Source organism: Actinomadura keratinilytica (genome assembly GCF_039539665.1).
Classification (GTDB): Bacteria; Actinomycetota; Actinomycetes; order Streptosporangiales; family Streptosporangiaceae; genus Spirillospora; species Spirillospora keratinilytica.
The window spans coordinates 1-15,998 of sequence record NZ_BAABDO010000141.1 but is presented as its reverse complement, the minus strand read 5'-3'; the positions used below and the strand labels follow the sequence as shown (position 1 = coordinate 15,998).

The following is a 15,998-nucleotide window of genomic DNA, read 5'->3' as shown; positions in this document are numbered from 1 at the left end:
CCGGCCGCGGCGGGCGCGGGCCGGCGGCGCAGGGCGGTACGGGCCGCCCGGACGGTCAGCCCCGTCGCCGCGAACGCCGCAAGCCCCGCCGCCGCCAGCGCCCGGTTCTGCCGTCTGATCCGCTCGGGGATCCGCGCGTACGGCACGGTGCTGAACGACACCAGCTCGTACTGCGACACGTACCGGCCCGGCAGCCGCCGCTCCAGCGCGTGCTGGGCGGCCCGGCCGAGCCGGAACACCGGGGAGGCGACCCGGTCGCGCATCTCCACGAAGTTGTCCAGCGCCATCTGCGCGATCGCGTCGGTGTTGGGCTTGCGCCGCTCCTGGTAGAGCGACAGCGCGCGCCGCCAGTTCCCGCCGGTCTCCTCCAGGCACCGGTCGATCTCGACGCAGTCCTCGAACGCGCAGTTGGCGCCCTGCCCGTAGAACGGCACGATCGCGTGCGCGGCGTCGCCCAGCAGCGCCACCGTCGCGCCCCGGCCGAACCGCACCCACGGCCAGCACCGCACCGTCACCAGCGACCCGACGGGGTTGCGCGCGAAGTCGTCGGCCAGGTCCGGCATGAGCCCGGCCGCGTCGGGATAGCGGGCCTGGAAGTGCTCGCGCACCCGGCGCGGCGTGTCCAGCGCGTCGAAGTCGGCCTTCGGCCAGAACAGCGTGCAGGTGAACGAGCGGTCCAGGTTCGGCAGCGCGATCATCATGGCGTCGCCGCGCGGCCAGATGTGCAGGGCGTCGGGGTCCAGCGCGAAGTCCCCGCCGGCCGTCGGCGGGATGGTCAGCTCCTTGTAGCCGTGCTCGAGGAAGTCCTGGGTGCAGGTGAACGGCTCGACGCCCTCGATGGTGCGGCGCGCCGCGCTGTAGGCGCCGTCGCAGGCCAGCACCACGCCGGCGTCCTCGGTGACCGCGCCGTCCGGCGTCTCCAGCGTCAGCCGCCCCTTGGCGGCGTCGACGTTGGTGAGCCGGTGCCCGAACCGCACCGTCACGCCGGGGGTGGCCTCGGCGGCGTCCAGCAGCGCGAGGTTCAGCTCGGCGCGGCTGATCGAGTTGATCGCGCGGGTGCGGTCGGCGCTGTAGGGCTGGAAGCTGCGGCCCCCGCCCAGCGGGTGCACCATCCGGCCGTGCATGGGCAGCGCGCGGGCCAGGGCCTCCTCGCGCAGCCCGACCTCCTCCAGCGCGGCCAGGCCGCGCGTGGAGATCGCCAGGTTGATGGACCGGCCGCGTTCGGGCCCGGTCACGCGCGGGTCGGGGCGCCGCTCGTACACCGTCACCGGCACGCCGCGCCGGCCCAGCAGCGTGGCCAGCAGGCAGCCGGCCAGGCCCGCCCCGATCACGGCCACGCTCTCCTCACGCGCCATCGACGGGCTCCTCCTTGATCTTCGACCGGACCTCCCACAGGTCCGGGAACGCCGGTGTGAACAGCGTGCGGCGCAGGTAGTCGGCCCCGGCCGACCCGCCGGTGCCGAGCTTGGCGCCGATGGTGCGCTCGACCATCTTGACGTGCCGGTACCGCCACTCCTGCACGCCCTCGTCCACGTCCACCAGCGCCTCGCAGACCTCCGCCTCGGGGCCGCTGTCGTCGGCGTACACCGCCACCAGCACGTCCTGCACGCGCGGGTCGGGCTCCCACGGCCGCGCCGGGTCGCGGTCGAGCAGGTCGGCGGGGACGGGGCGGCCGCGCCCGGCCAGGTAGCGCAGCAGCGAGTCCATCAGCGACCGGCGGCGCACGGTCTCCCGCAGCTCGGGGTCGGCGCGCAGGTCGGAGGCGGGGAACGAGCGGCGGCCCAGCACCGCCTCGATCCGCCGGAACTGGTCCGACTGGAACCCGCTGGAGGTGCCCAGGGCGTCGCGGAACGCGGCGAACTGCCGGGGCGTCATCGTCTCCAGCACGTCCATCTGCCCCACCACCGTCTTGAGGATCTTGGCGATGCGGCGGGCGGTGTGCAGCGATCCGGCGCTGTTGCCGTCCTCCAGCCTGCGCTGCAGCAGCGCCGCCTCGTGCAGGATCTGCTTGAACCACAGCTCGTAGACCTGGTGGATGACGATGAACAGCAGTTCGTCGTGCGCGCCGGTGCGCGGTTCCTGGCAGGTCAGCAGCCGGTCCAGTCGAAGGTAGGAGCCGTAGGTCAGCGCCTCGGCCCCGCGTGGTGCGTCTGTCATCTCCCGCTCCAGCCCCGCCCGGGGCACGCCCGGCACCACGTCGTGCCGGTCCCCACCCGCCCGCGGTCCGGGGTCACCACGGTATATACCGGGACAAAGGTGTAGTGATCCAGTTCACCAACGTGTTCATCCGGTTCACCGGCGCCGCCCTCGGCCGCCGCGCGCCCCTCCGGACGGGCCGTGCGGCTCACCACAGGCGCAGCGAACGGGTGAAGATCCCGGCGAGGTCCTCCTCGGTCACCGGGCGCGGCGCGATGGCCAGCAGGCGCTGCTGCTTCATCGCGCCCGCCACCAGGTCCGGCACGTCGGCCTCGGTGTAGCCGACGGCGGCCACCCCGTCGGGGATGCCGATGTCGCGCATCAGCGCCAGCAGCGCGCGCGGCAGGTGCTCGGCCGGGTCGTCCGGGCGCTCCAGGCCGGGGGCGAGCAGCTCCGCCGCCCGCACGTGCCGCTCCGGGCACGCCCGGAAGGTGAACCGGAACGCCTCGGGCGCCGTCAGCGACACCGCCATGCCGTGCGGCACCAGCGGCCCGTCGCCGGGGTAGCCGGCCGGGCGGAACCCGCGGACGCGGCCCGCGATCGGGTAGGCGTTGGCGTGCGGCACGTGCACGCCGGCGTTGCCGAACCCGAGCCCGGCGAACGTCGCGGCCAGCGCCATGTCGCCGCGGGCGCGGGCGTCGCCGCCGTCGCGCACGGCGGCGCGGAGCGACCGGGCGATCAGCGTGAGCGCCCGCTCCGACCACATGTCGGAGATCGGGTTGGCGCCGCAGTACGGCACGCGCTGCTCGGGCGTCTTGCGGTCGAACGCGTCGTAGGGCCGCGCGGTGTAGGACTCCAGGGCGTGGCAGACGATGTCCATCCCCGCCGACGCGGTCACCCCGGCGGGCTGGGAGACCGTCAGGTCGGGGTCCACCACCGCCAGGACGGGGCGCAGCGCCGGATGGCTGATGCCGGTCTTGACCTTCAGCTCCAGCACGTCCAGCACGCACACCGTGGTGCTCTCGGCGCCGGTGCCCGTGGTGGTGGGCACGGCCACCAGCGGCAGCAGCGGCTCGGCGGGGGCGCGCCCGGCGCCGACCGGCGGGTTGAGGTAGTCCGCCAGGTCGCCCCCGTTGGTGAGCAGCAGGTCGACGGCCTTGGCGGTGTCGATGCTGGACCCGCCGCCGACCGCCACGATCGCGTCGTAGGGGCCGGTGGCGCGGGCGTGGTCGGCGGCCCGGCGCAGGCTCTCGTCGGTCGGCTCCACGCGCACGCCGTCGAACACCGCCGCCGCCACGCCGTAGTCCTTCATGGCGTCCGCGACGCGCTGCGGGGCGCCGGTCGCGGCCACCCCCGGGTCGGTCACCACCAGCGCCCGCCGCGCCCCGTACCGGGCCAGGTCGTAGCCGATCTCGTCGGCCGCGCCGGGGCCGAACTTCAGCTGCGGTGCGCCGTAGGTGAACACGGTCTCGCTCGCCACGCGGGCACTCCCTCCGCTATTCACGCCGCTGGGTGATCTGCTCCCACGCTCCGCAGGCGGCGCGGGGAAGTCAACGCCCGGCGCGCGGCCGCGGCGGCTCCGGGGGGATCTCGCCGGCCGCGGCGCGCACGGCGCGCAGCACGGCGGTGACCTGCTCGGCCTGCTCGGCGGTCAGGTCGGGCAGCCCGAACGACGCCTCGTGCAGGGCGCGGGTGGCGTCCTCGGCCAGCTCCCGCCCGGCGGGGGTGATCTCGGCGAGGACCACGCGGCGGTCGTCGGGGGAGGGGCGGCGCTGCACCAGGCCCCGGCGCTCCAGCCGCCCGATGACGTTGGTGACCGACGCCGGGTGCACCATCAGCCGCGCCCCCATCTTGCCCATGGGCAGGGCGCCGGTGCGGGTGAAGGCCAGCAGGCGCAGCGCCTCGTAGGCGGCGAACGTCAGGCCGTGCGGCTTGAGGGCGGTCTCGATCCGGGCGAGCAGCAGCTGCTGGACGCGCATCACCGACGTGACCGCGGCCATCCGGTCGGCGTGCTCGGGCCAGCGCGCGCTCCACTGCCGGTGCGCTTCGGCGATGGGGTCGGGAACGGGCACGGCCTCACCGTATCCGCCGGCCGGCGCCTTGACCGGGTCGCGCACGCAAATTATTTTAGCTTCCAAATATTGGATGTCCAAGGTCTTGGGTAGGAAGGTCGGCGAGCGGTCCGCGGACCGAGTCCGAAGGCCGAGGCCGCGGACCCAGGCCGCAGACCCGGTTCACCGACCATGCGAGGTGGCTCATGCACGTCCCGGCGCGCCCGGTGCGGTTCGTGACGGCGGCGGCCCTGTTCGACGGGCACGACGCGGCGATCAACATCATGCGGCGGATCCTGCAGTCGCAGGGGGCCGAGGTGATCCACCTGGGGCACGACCGCTCCGTGCGCGAGGTGGTGGACGCGGTCCTGGAGGAGGACGCCCACGGCGTGGCCATCAGCTCCTACCAGGGCGGCCACGTGGAGTACTTCGAGTACCTGGCGCAGCTGCTGCGCGAGTCCGGCGCCGGGCACGTGAAGGTCTTCGGCGGCGGGGGCGGCGTGATCGTCCCGGACGAGATCGCCCGGCTGGCCCGCTCCGGCGTGCGCATCTACTCCCCGCAGGACGGCCAGCGGCTCGGCCTGCCCGGCATGATCAACGAGCTGATCCGCGACTGCGACGCCGAACTGCCGCCCGAACCGGTGGAGGGCGTGCTGGCGGGGGAGCGGCGCGCCCTGGCCCGCGCCATCACCTGCCTGCAGGAGGGCCGGCTGCCCGACCGCGACCGCGAGCTGATCGCCGAGGCCGCGTCCCGCCGCGCCGTCCCCGTCCTCGGCATCACCGGCACCGGCGGCTCCGGCAAGTCCTCCCTCACCGACGAGCTGGTGCGCCGGCTGCGCGTCGACCAGCAGGACAAGCTGCGCGTGGCGGTGCTGGCGGTCGACCCGACCCGGCGCCGCGGCGGCGGCGCGCTGCTCGGCGACCGCATCCGGATGAACTCCCTGGACGGCGACCACGTGTTCTTCCGCTCGCTGGCCACCCGCGGCGCCCGCGAGCTGCCCGACCGCATCGACGACATCGTCGCCGCCTGCCGCGCCGCCGGATACGACCTGGTCATCCTGGAGACCCCCGGCATCGGGCAGGGCGACGCCGCGATCGTCCCGCTGGCCGACGTCGCCCTGTACGTGATGACGCCCGAGTTCGGCGCCGCGTCCCAGCTGGAGAAGATCGACATGCTGGACTTCGCCGACGTGGTGGCGATCAACAAGTTCGAGCGGCGCGGCGCCGCCGACGCCCTCCGCGACGTGTCCCGCCAGCTGCTGCGCAACCGCGAGGCGTTCGGCTCGCGGCCCGAGGACATGCCGGTGTTCGGCACCAGCGCCGCCACCTTCAACGACGACGGCGTCACCGCCCTCTACCAGCACCTGACCGGGCTGCTGGCCGAACGCGGCCTGCACCTGGAACCCGGCACCCTGCCCAGGGTCGACACCCGCGCGTCCACCGGCGCCGCGCAGATCATCCCGCCCGCCCGCGCCAACTACCTCGCCGAGATCGCCCGCACCGTCCGCGGCTACCACGCCGAGACGGCCCGCCAGGTCGAGGCCGTGCGGCGGGTGCAGCGCCTGGCGGCCGTGCGCGAGGAGCTGACCGGCGCCGCCGCCGACGAGGTCGGCCGGCTGCTGGAGGACGCCCGCCGCGCCGTCTCCGCCGACAGCGCCGCGCTGATCGAGCAGTGGCCGCGGGTCGTCGCGGCCTACTCCGGCGAGGAGCAGGTCGTCCGCGTCCGCGACCGGGAGCTGCGGACCAAGCTGGCCCGCGAAAGCCTGTCGGGCACCCGCATCCCGCGCGTCGCGCTGCCCCGCTACCAGGACCACGGCGAGCTGCTGCGGTTCCTGCGCGCGGAGAACCTGCCCGGCCGGTTCCCCTTCACCGCCGGGGTGTTCCCCTTCAAGCGCGACAACGAGGACCCGGCGCGGATGTTCGCCGGCGAGGGCGACCCGTTCCGCACCAACCGCCGCTTCAAACTGCTGTCGGAGGGCCAGCCCGCCACCCGCCTGTCCACCGCGTTCGACTCGGTCACGCTGTACGGGCGCGACCCGGGCGAACGCCCCGACGTCTACGGCAAGGTCGGCACCTCCGGCGTCTCCGTCGCCACGCTGGACGACATGAAGGCGCTCTACGACGGCTTCGACCTGTGCGCGCCGACCACCTCGGTGTCGATGACGATCAACGGCCCGGCGCCCACCATCCTGGCGTTCTTCCTCAACACCGCGATCGACCAGGGCCTGGACGCCTTCCGCGCCGAGCACGGCCGCGAACCCACCGAGCAGGAGGCCGCCGAGATCCGGGCGCGGGTGCTGTCCACGGTGCGCGGCACCGTGCAGGCCGACATCCTCAAGGAGGACCAGGGGCAGAACACCTGCATCTTCTCCACCGAGTTCTCCCTGCGGATGATGGCCGACATCCAGGAATGGTTCATCGCCAACAACGTCCGCAACTTCTACTCGGTGTCCATTTCCGGGTACCACATCGCCGAGGCCGGCGCGAACCCGATCAGCCAGCTGGCGTTCACGCTGGCCAACGGGTTCACCTACGTCGAGTCCTATTTGGCGCGCGGTATGGACGTCGACGACTTCGCGCCCAACCTGTCGTTCTTCTTCTCCAACGGCATGGACCCCGAATACAGCGTCATCGGACGGGTCGCCCGCCGCATCTGGGCGATCGCCATGCGCGAGCGGTACGGCGCCGGCGAACGCGGCCAGAAGCTGAAGTACCACGTCCAGACGTCGGGCCGCTCCCTGCACGCCCAGGAGATGAACTTCAACGACATCCGCACGACGCTGCAGGCCCTCATCGCCATTTACGACAACTGCAACAGCCTGCACACCAACGCCTACGACGAGGCCGTCACCACCCCCACCGCCGAGTCGGTGCGCCGCGCCCTGGCCATCCAGCTCATCATCAACCGGGAGTGGGGCCTGGCGATGAACGAGAACCCGCTGCAGGGCTCGTTCATCATCGAGGAGCTGACCGACCTGGTGGAGGAGGCGGTGCTGGCCGAGTTCGAGCGCATCAGCGAGCGCGGCGGGGTGCTGGGCGCCATGGAGACCGGCTACCAGCGCGGCCGCATCCAGGACGAGTCGATGCTGTACGAGCAGCGCAAGCACGACGGCTCTCTGCCGATCATCGGCGTCAACACCTTCCGCAACCCCGACGGCGACGACGCGGCGGGCGGGCCGCTGGAGCTGGCCCGCGCCACCGAGGAGGAGAAGCGTTCGCAGCTGGAGCGCGTCCGCGCCTTCAAGGAGCGCCACCGCGAGGAGGCGCCGGCCGCCCTGGCGGCGCTGAAGGAGGCGGCCCGGTCCGGGGAGAACGTGTTCGCGGTGCTGATGGACGCGGCGCGGGTGTGCACCCTCCAGCAGATCACCGAGGCGTTCTTCGAGGTCGGTGGCCAGTACCGGCGCAACGTGTGATGGCCGTGCCGCCCTCCGCCGTCCCGCTGGACGACACCGGCGCGCCCGTGCCCGTCCCGGACCGGGTGCGCCGCGTGGTGTCGCTGGTGCCGTCGCTGACCGAGGCGGTCGCGGCGACGGCGCCCGGCCTGCTGGTCGGTGCCACCGACTGGTGCACCCGCCCGCCCGGCCTGGACGTCGCGCGGGTGCGCGGCACCAAGAACCCCGACCTGGAGCGCATCGCCGCGCTGCGTCCCGACGTCGTGCTCGGCAACGCCGAGGAGAACCGCCCCGCCGACATCGCGGCGCTGCGCGCGGCCGGGATCGCGGTGTGGACGACCGACATCCGCACCGTCGGGCAGGCCCTGGCCTCGCTGCGCCGCATGCTCGCCGAGGGGTGCCGCGTCCCCGTCCCCTCCTGGCTGGACGAGGCCGCCCGCGCGTGGGCGGCGCCGCCCGTCCCGCCGCGCCGCCGCACGGCGGTCGTGCCGGTGTGGCGGCGGCCGTGGATGGTGGTCGGCCGCGACACCTTCGCCGGCGACGTGCTGGCGCGGCTCGGCGTCGACAACCTCTACGCCGACCACCCCGACCGCTACCCGAGGATCGGCCTCGACGAGCTGACCGCCGCCGGCGCCGACCTGGTGGTGCTGCCGGACGAGCCGTACCGCTTCACCGCCGACGACGGCCCCGAATGCTTCCCCGGCGTCGACGTCGCCCTGGTCGACGGCCGGTACCTCACCTGGTACGGGCCGTCGATGGTGGACGCGCCGCGCGTGCTGGCCGCCCAGCTCGCCGCCGTCCTGCGCCGCTGACCCCCGGAGGCGGCCCTGCGCGGCCGTGTGGGCGCCTGTGCGGGTCCGGCGGGCGCCGCCGAAAAGATCGGTGGGGGAGCGGCCGGCGGAGGCTCCACGGCGCCCTCAGCGCGGCGCCGCCCGACGCCCCGCGGCGGCGCGGCGGGGCCCGAAGCGGGCAGCGGACCGGGAAGCGGGCACCGACCGGGAAGCGGGCAGCGGAACGGGTTGGCCGGGTCCGGCCAGCGGCGGGAACCGGGCGGCCTTCGCATCCGTCTGTACACGGTGAACGCGGCGGATCGGGGGAGCGGGGCCAAGGCTTCCGCAAAGAGAAAGCGACGCCGGGTGGATACGGGGGCAATCCACCCGGCGTCGCATCATCGGTGTTCCGACGGGGGCCCGGAACACCGGCACGGGCGCTCCGACGGGGGACCAGAGCGCCGAGACAAATCGTACACCGAACCCCCCCGGCTCTAGTCAAGAGAAAGTCACGACCCGATTTCCGGACCATGTCCGGAAATCGCCTTCCGGTTCGTGCTTTCGTCGGTGAAGCTGGCTCTCGGCTGCGGTTCGCGGCCGCCGTTGGCGAAGATCACGCTGAAGTACGGCAGGAACAGCGCGCCCAGCACCAGCAGCCCCACCAGCCACAGCGGCGCGCCCAGCATCGCCGCGGCCACCGCGCCCACGAAGCAGCCCGTCCGGATCCCCATCGAGATCAGGTAGCGGCGCTGCCGGTAGCCGATGTCCTCCGACATCGGCTTGGGAGCGTCGGTCACCGTGTAGACCGCATCGCGCCTGCGGGGAATGACCTTCACATTTCCACGGTACGCCCGTGGGAGCAGCACGGCGACATCAGGGGGATTCACGGGGGAAGGAGACCCAGATGAGCGAGCACACTTACCGGGTGACCGAGATCGTCGGCAGTTCGCCGGAGTCCGTCGACGCCGCGATCCGCAACGCCATCGCCCGCGCCGCGCAGACCCTGCGCCATCTGGACTGGTTCGAGGTCACCGAGATCCGCGGCGACCTGGAGGACGGGCGGATCGCGCACTACCAGGTGGGGCTCAAGGTGGGCTTCAGACTGGAGGACGCCTGACCGCGCGCCGCCGGCACGCGGCCAGGCGTCCGTCCGCGCCGGCTACGTGGCCTGGCTGACGGTGGACATGTGGAAGTCGCCCACCCGCAGCGGCGGCATGGCGGCGCGGGTGAAGTAGTCCGACCACTCGCGCGGCAGCGTGGGCGCCGTGGCGCCGACCTCGGCCAGCCGCGACAGCAGGTCCACCGGGCTCTCGTTGAACCGGAAGTTGTTCACCGCCCCGACGACCTCGCCGTCCTCGACGAGGTACACGCCGTCGCGGGTGAGGCCGGTCAGCAGCAGCCGCTGCGGGTCCACCTCGCGGATGTACCACAGGCAGGTCAGCAGCAGGCCGCGCTCGGTGCGCGCCACCATGTCCTCCAGCGACGGCCCGCCGTCCCGGCCCCCGCTCATGATCAGGTTGTCGATGCCGGGGGTGAGCGGCAGGCCGGTGCGCTCGGCGGACCGGCGGGTCTGGGTGAGCGCGGTGAGCGTGCCGTCGGCGATCCAGTCGGTGGCCGACAGCGCCAGCCCGTTGTCGAACACCGACGCCTCGCGGCTGGAGGCGCGCGCGATGACGAACGGCGCGCACTCCAGGCCGGGGGCGGCCGGGTCGCTGGACAGCCGCACCGGCAGGCTCGCCAGCTTCTCCCCGACGCGGGTGCCGCCGCCGGGCGCGCTGAACACGGTCCGGCCGTCGTGGGCGTCCTGCGCCCCCGCCGACCAGTACAGGTAGATCATCAGGTCGGCGACCGCGCTGGGCGGCAGGATCGTCTCGTAGCGGCCCGCGGGCAGCTCGACGCGGCGGGCGCCCCAGTCCAGGCGGCGCGCCAGGTCGGCGGCGGCACCGGGCACGTCCACGTCGGTGAAGTCGCGGGTGGCCGCGCCCGCCCACGCCGAGCCGCCGCGGTCGTCCTTGGCGTTCAGCTCCAGCAGCCCGGTGGGCTGGTCGTGCCGCAGCCGCAGCCCCGCCGAGGTGCCGAGGAACGTGGAGGTCACCATGTGGTTGGCGAACCCGTACAGGCGGCGCCCGGCGGCCTCGGCGGCGGCGAACGCCTCGCCGAGCGCGGGCGCGACGCCGCCGAACACGCCGATGCCGGTCTCGGCCGGGTCGTCGTCCCAGCGGGCGCCCGACGCGGTGGCGCCCACCAGCGGCGCGGCGTCCTCGGCGGGCTCGTTCTCGGCGGCGACGGCGTCGGCCGCGCGCACCAGCTCGGCCACGTCATCGGCGCCGACGGCGGCCCGCGACACCACGCCGGCGGCGACGCCCGCGCCGGTGCGGCGCAGCGCGATCACGGTGAGCCGGTTGGAGCGGGTCACGCCGTTGGTGGTCAGCGTGTTGCCCGCCCAGCGCAGGTTGGCGGTGCTGGACTCGTCGGCGATGACCACGCAGTCGTCGGCGCGGGACAGCTCGAGCGCCCGTTCGACGGCCTCCTGCGGCCTCATCGTGCTCACTGCCCGGCCTCCTTGCGCGCGTTGAGGATGTTGACCCCGCGGAACAGCGCCGACGGGCAGCCGTGGCTGACCGGGGCGATCTGCCCGGGCTGGCCCTTGCCGCAGTTGAACGCGCCGCCCAGCACGTAGGTGCCGGGCCCGCCGACGGCCTCCATGGAGTTCCAGAAGTCGGTGGTGGTGGCCTGGTAGGCGACGTCGCGCAGCTGCCCGGCCAGGCGCCCCTTCTCGATGCGGTAGAACCGCTGCCCGGTGAACTGGAAGTTGTACCGCTGCATGTCGATCGACCAGCTCTTGTCGCCGACGATGTAGATGCCCCGGTCCACGCCGGAGATCAGCTCCTCGGTGGACGGGCCGTCCGGCGCGGGCCGCAGCGACACGTTCGCCATCCGCTGCAGCGGCATGCTGGCGGCCGAGTCGGCGAACGCGCAGCCGTTGGAGCGCTCGGCGCCGGTGAGGCGGGCGATGCGCCGGTCCGTCTGGTAGCCGGTGAACACGCCCTCGGTGATGATGTCGAAGGACTGGGTTTGCACGCCCTCGTCGTCGTAGCCGATGGTGGCCAGGCCGTGCTCGGCGGTGCGGTCGCCGGTGACGTTCATGACGGGCGACCCGTAGCGCAGCCGGCCGAGCTTGTCGGGGGTGGCGAAGGAGGTGCCCGCGTAGGCGGCCTCGTAGCCCAGGGCGCGGTCGAGCTCGGTGGCGTGCCCGATCGACTCGTGGATGGTGAGCCACAGGTTGGACGGGTCGATCACCACGTCGTAGGCGCCCGGGTCCACCGACGGCGCCGCCAGCTTCTCGGCCAGCAGCTCCGGCAGGCGCGCCAGCTCGCCGTCCCAGTCCCAGTGCGCGCCGGTCAGCCACTCCCAGCCGTATCCGGCGGGCGGCGCCAGCGTGCGCATGGTGTCGAACGCGCCGTCGGCGATGCCCACCGCGTTGACCACCGGGTGCACCCGGACGCGCTGCTGGGTGGTGACGGTCCCGGCCAGGTCGGCGAAGAACTTGTTCTCCTTGACCTGCAGCAGCGTGGCGTCGACGTGCTGCACGCGGGGGTCGGCCAGCAGGCGGCGGCTCCAGTCGGCCAGCAGCGCCGCCTTCTCGGCGGTCGGCACGGCGAACGGGTCCACCTCGTAGGACGACACCCAGGTGCGCTCGCCGTGCACCGGCTCGGGCGCCAGCTCGATGGGCTCGCGGTTGACCGCCGCGGCGACCGCGGCGACCTCCACCGCCTGTGCGGCGACCCGCGCGGCGCCGGCGGCGCTCAGGTCGATGCCGGCGGCGAAGCCCCAGGTGCCGTTCTTGACCACGCGGACCGACAGGCCCAGGTCGTCGGCGTCCAGCGCGGTCTCCAGCGCCGCGTCGTGCAGGCGCAGGGTCTGGCTGCGGATGCGCTCCAGCCGGAAGTCGGCGTGCGCGCAGCCCAGCTCGCGGGCCCGGGTCAGCGCCGCGTCGGCGAGCTCGCGCAGGGGGAGCGCGGTGAAATCGGGATCGATGTCGTGCACCCTCTGCAACCTACCCCTTTCGCCCATCCGGGCGGCGGGGCCACGCGGCCGACCCGGGCCGCCCCGGCGGGGCGGGGAACAAAGGGCGGGAGGCGGATCTTGTGGGGCTCGCACATCCGCGTTACCGGCGGTAGGCCGATACGCTCGGCTCGCTGTGGTGAGTCGATGAAGGGTACGAGATGAGTCGCTCTGTCCTCGTGACCGGCGGGAACCGGGGCATCGGTCTGGCGATCGCGCGGGAGCTGTCGGCCGCGGGCGATGCGGTGGCGGTGACCTACCGGTCGGGCGAGCCGCCCGCGGGTCTGTTCGGCGTGCGCTGCGACGTGACCAGCATGGAGGACGTCGACGCCGCCTTCGGCAAGGTCGAGGCGGAGCAGGGGCCGGTGCAGGTGCTGGTCGCCAACGCGGGGATCACCGACGACACCCTGCTGGCGATCATGAGCGAGGAGTCGTTCACCTCCGTCCTGGACACCAACCTGACCGGCGCGTTCCGGGTCGCCAAGCGCGCGGTGAAGGGCATGATGCGCAAGCGCGGCGGCCGGATCGTGCTGGTGTCGTCGGTGGTGGGCCTGCTCGGGTCGGCCGGCCAGTCCAACTACGCCGCCTCCAAGGCGGGCATGGTGGGCTTCGCCCGGTCGCTGGCCCGCGAGCTGGGCTCGCGCAACATCACCGTCAACGTGGTCGCCCCCGGCTTCGTCGACACCGACATGACCGCCGCGCTCAGCGAGGACCAGCAGAACGCGATCAAGAAGGCGATCCCGCTGGGCCGGGTGGCGCAGCCGGCGGAGGTGGCCAAGGCCGTACGGTTCCTGGCCAGCGACGACGCCGCCTACATCACCGGGGCCGTGATCCCGGTGGACGGCGGCCTGGGAATGGGGCACTGACCGATCATGGGCATCCTGGAAGGCAAGCGGATCCTGGTCACCGGCGTCCTCACCGACGCCTCCATCGGCTTCCACGTGGCGCGCGTGGCGCAGGAGGAGGGCGCGCGGGTGGCGCTCACCGCCTACCCGCGTCCCACGCTCACCCAGCGCACCGCCAAGCGGCTGCCGTCGGGGCCGGACGACCCGCCGCCGGTCATCGAGCTGGACGTCACCAGCACCGCGGATCTGGACGCGCTGGCCGGGCGGCTGCGCGAGCACGGGTTCGACCGGCTGGACGGCGTGGTGCACGCCATCGGGTTCGCGCCGCAGAGCGCGCTGGGCGGCACGTTCCTGGACACGCCGTGGGAGGACGTGGCCACCGCGCTGCACGCCTCGACGTACTCGCTGAAGTCGCTGACCATGGCGTGCCTGCCGCTGATGGAGCAGGGCGGGTCGGTGGTCGGCCTGGACTTCGACGCCACCAAGGCCTGGCCGGTGTACGACTGGATGGGCGTGGCCAAGGCGGGCCTGGAGTCGTGCGCGCGCTACCTGGCCAAGTACCTGGGCCCGAAGAACATCCGGGTGAACCTGGTGTCGGCCGGGCCGCTGGCCACGATGGCGGCCAAGAGCATCCCCGGCTTCGGCGGGCTGACCGAGATGTGGCCGCAGGCCGCGCCGCTCGGCTGGGACATCAAGGACAGCGAGCCCACCGCGCGGGCGGTGGTGGCGCTGCTGTCGGACTGGTTCCCGGCCACCACGGGCGAGATCGTGCACGTGGACGGCGGCCTGCACGCCGTCGGCGCCCCCGACCCCGGCCTGGACTGACCCGTCCGGCGTCCGCGCCCGCCCGTGCGCTCTGACGTGCCCGGGCGGGCCGACGTGCGCGCTGCGGGCTAGCGTGCGCGGGGGCGGAGCACCGGCCTGGTGCGGCGGAAGCGGCGCGCCAGCACGCTGACGTTGAGCGCCGCGGCGGCCCCGGCGGCGCCCGAGGCGGCGGCCAGCCACTCCATGGTGGCGCCCTCGTCGCGGGCGGAGGCGGCCGCGGGCGACACCAGCCGCGTGTTCGGCACGACGACGCCGCTCGCGGCGTCGGCGACCTGCGGTGAGGGCAGCAGCCCGGGCAGGTCCGCCGTGGTGCTGGGGGAGTAGGGCCGCACGCCGCCGGGGGCGGTGAGCGGGGCGGGCACCGACCGCGTCCCCGTCCCGGCGCCCGTGCCGCCCGAGCGCGAGCCGCCCGCCGTCCCCGGGCGCGACGCCGTGCGCTTTCCGCCCCCGGAGCCGCCGCTGCCGCTCGGCTTCGGCGTGGGGGTGGCCTTGGGCGCGGGCTTGGCCTTGGACGGGGCGGGGGACGGCGCCGGCGAGGCCGTCGGCTGCTTGGGCGTCAGGCTCTCGCGCAGGTTGTCGAGCTGGCACTTCCAGTTGTCCAGCGTGCTGGCCGGGTCGGTGCCCTTGGGGCACGGCGCGGGGGCGGCGGCCGCGTGCGCGTGGACGGCCTGCGCGCCGCCCAGCAGCACCAACGCCGCCGTGCCCGCCGATACCGCGCCGATCCGCGCCAGGCGCCGCTGCCGGTGCATGTGTCCTTCCGCCTCCCGCCCGCAACTGAGGTAAGTGTGCGCTTATCTTCCCTGGGAGGGGGCGCGCGTAAACCCGGCACGGGCGGTGTCCCCCGGCCTCCGGCGCCGCTACCGCACCACCAGCCGCGCCAGCCTGGTGCGCCGCGCGGGGGCGTCCACCTCGCGGACGGCCCTGGCCAGGGCGGGCCCGGCGGCCTGCACGACCGACAGGTGACGCAGCGCCAGCCCGAACGCGGTGGCCACCATCGGCCGCGACAGGCCCGCCTCCGCCTCGTCGGCGACGACGGCCACCACGGCGGGATGGCGGGTCGCGCGCGCCAGCGCCACCGGGGCGGCCCAGCCGTGCCGCAGCCGCGTGCTCAGCGCGGGAGGGACCGTGACGGCGCCGCCGGCGAACTCCACGTGCAGGCCGTCGGCGCCGGCGCCGGTGACCACGCCCGGCTCGCCCAGGGCGGCCTGCGGCAGCGGCACCGCCACGATGACGCGGTCGCCCGGGTCGAAGCCGCCGAACGCGCCCGGCCCGGGGTTGAGGCGGCCTTTCAGGGCGGCGTTGAGGGCCGCGGCGCCCGCCTGCCCGCCCGCGGCGGCCGCGACGACCTGGACGTCCCCGGCGGGGATGCCGAGCGCCCGGGGGATCGAGTCGGTGACGAGCTGGACCGCCCGGTGCACCGCCTCGGCGCCGGATGCGGCGGGGACGACCACCACCTCCCGGTCGGGCGCGTCCACCGCGACCAGCTCGCCCCCGCGCACGGCGGCCGTCAGCTCCCGCAGCGGACCGCCCCCGGCCCCGGGCTCCAGCGTGACGACCGGCACGGTCTCCGATGCCTCCAGGTCGTCCAGCGCCCGGCCGGGCCCGGCGGGCGGCAGCGCCCCCGGCTCACCGCCCAGCACCAGGTGCGCGCCGTCCGGGCACGCCTCGACCAGCGCGGCGGCCATCTCCACGTCCAGCCCGGAGGCGTCCGGCACCACCACCAGGTCCAGCTCGAGCGGGTGCTGCTCGCCGCGTCCGAACACCACCGTGCCCGGCGGGGCCGGAGGCGGCGCGGGACGGGCCTCCAGCAGCCGGTGCAGGCCGACGACCGCGCCCTCCGGGAGCGTCTGCGCCGGGCCGGCGGCGCGCGCCAGCGCGGCGGCGGCGTGGTCGGTGGGGGCGACGACGGCGTCG

General features: G+C 74.5%; 14 protein-coding genes. 5 read left to right on the top strand and 9 right to left on the bottom strand.

The window, feature by feature from the left end:
- From ABD879_RS28845 to ABD879_RS28830, 4 genes are all read right to left on the bottom strand, one after another.
- Positions 1–1,355, bottom strand: a 1,355-nt coding sequence (locus ABD879_RS28845; RefSeq protein WP_345024830.1) for an FAD-dependent oxidoreductase, incomplete at its 3' end; no start/stop codon positions are given.
- The gene (locus ABD879_RS28840) at positions 1,345–2,157 is read right to left on the bottom strand and encodes a tryptophan 2,3-dioxygenase (RefSeq protein ID WP_345024828.1); all 813 of its coding nucleotides are present in this window, start codon (positions 2,155–2,157) and stop codon (positions 1,345–1,347) included. The genes ABD879_RS28840 and ABD879_RS28845, both read right to left, overlap by 11 nt.
- 187 nt (positions 2,158–2,344) lie before the next feature.
- A complete protein-coding gene (locus tag ABD879_RS28835; protein WP_345024827.1) occupies positions 2,345–3,616 on the bottom strand; it encodes a hydroxyacid-oxoacid transhydrogenase in 1,272 nt (423 codons plus the stop codon).
- Positions 3,617–3,686: 70 nt separating this feature from the next.
- A complete protein-coding gene (locus ABD879_RS28830) occupies positions 3,687–4,253 on the bottom strand; it encodes a MarR family transcriptional regulator (protein WP_345024826.1) in 567 nt (188 codons plus the stop codon).
- Between the two features lie 140 nt (positions 4,254–4,393).
- Here ABD879_RS28830 and icmF point away from each other — a divergent pair, with 140 nt between their 5' ends.
- A complete protein-coding gene (gene icmF, locus ABD879_RS28825; protein ID WP_345024825.1) occupies positions 4,394–7,600 on the top strand; it encodes a fused isobutyryl-CoA mutase/GTPase IcmF in 3,207 nt (1,068 codons plus the stop codon).
- Positions 7,600–8,391 carry a helical backbone metal receptor gene (locus tag ABD879_RS28820; RefSeq protein ID WP_345024824.1) on the top strand — a complete coding sequence of 264 codons (792 nt, stop codon included), beginning with the start codon at positions 7,600–7,602 and terminating at the stop codon, positions 8,389–8,391. The genes icmF and ABD879_RS28820 overlap by 1 nt, the downstream gene beginning before the upstream one ends.
- Before the next feature lie 467 nt (positions 8,392–8,858).
- Here the strand turns inward: ABD879_RS28820 and ABD879_RS28815 are convergent, their stop codons facing one another.
- Positions 8,859–9,185 carry a DUF3099 domain-containing protein gene (locus tag ABD879_RS28815; protein ID WP_345024823.1) on the bottom strand — a complete coding sequence of 109 codons (327 nt, stop codon included), beginning with the start codon at positions 9,183–9,185 and terminating at the stop codon, positions 8,859–8,861.
- Between the two features lie 68 nt (positions 9,186–9,253).
- Between ABD879_RS28815 and ABD879_RS28810 the strand changes: the two genes are divergently transcribed.
- Positions 9,254–9,466, top strand: a complete 213-nt coding sequence (locus ABD879_RS28810; RefSeq protein ID WP_345024822.1) for a dodecin — start codon at positions 9,254–9,256, stop codon at positions 9,464–9,466.
- Positions 9,467–9,508: 42 nt separating this feature from the next.
- Here ABD879_RS28810 and ABD879_RS28805 read toward each other — a convergent pair whose 3' ends face one another.
- Both ABD879_RS28805 and ABD879_RS28800 read right to left on the bottom strand, forming a co-directional pair.
- Entirely contained in the window at positions 9,509–10,891 is a 1,383-nt protein-coding gene (locus ABD879_RS28805; protein ID WP_345024831.1) for a metallopeptidase TldD-related protein, read from the bottom strand.
- Between the two features lie 5 nt (positions 10,892–10,896).
- On the bottom strand, positions 10,897–12,396 hold the full coding sequence (locus ABD879_RS28800; protein ID WP_345024821.1) for a TldD/PmbA family protein: 1,500 nt from the start codon (positions 12,394–12,396) through the stop codon (positions 10,897–10,899).
- Positions 12,397–12,575: 179 nt separating this feature from the next.
- Between ABD879_RS28800 and ABD879_RS28795 the strand changes: the two genes are divergently transcribed.
- Entirely contained in the window at positions 12,576–13,280 is a 705-nt protein-coding gene (locus tag ABD879_RS28795; RefSeq protein WP_345024820.1) for a beta-ketoacyl-ACP reductase, read from the top strand.
- 6 nt (positions 13,281–13,286) lie between these two features.
- The gene (fabI, locus tag ABD879_RS28790; protein WP_345024819.1) at positions 13,287–14,084 is read left to right on the top strand and encodes an enoyl-ACP reductase FabI; all 798 of its coding nucleotides are present in this window, start codon (positions 13,287–13,289) and stop codon (positions 14,082–14,084) included.
- 68 nt (positions 14,085–14,152) lie between these two features.
- Here the strand turns inward: fabI and ABD879_RS28785 are convergent, their stop codons facing one another.
- Together ABD879_RS28785 and ABD879_RS28780 are read right to left on the bottom strand one after the other, a co-directional pair.
- Positions 14,153–14,833, bottom strand: coding sequence for a hypothetical protein (locus ABD879_RS28785; RefSeq protein ID WP_345024818.1), 681 nt, complete (start codon positions 14,831–14,833; stop codon positions 14,153–14,155).
- Positions 14,834–14,941: 108 nt separating this feature from the next.
- Positions 14,942–15,998 (bottom strand): AAA family ATPase (locus ABD879_RS28780; protein ID WP_345024817.1); only part of this gene is annotated, 1,057 nt, incomplete at its 5' end.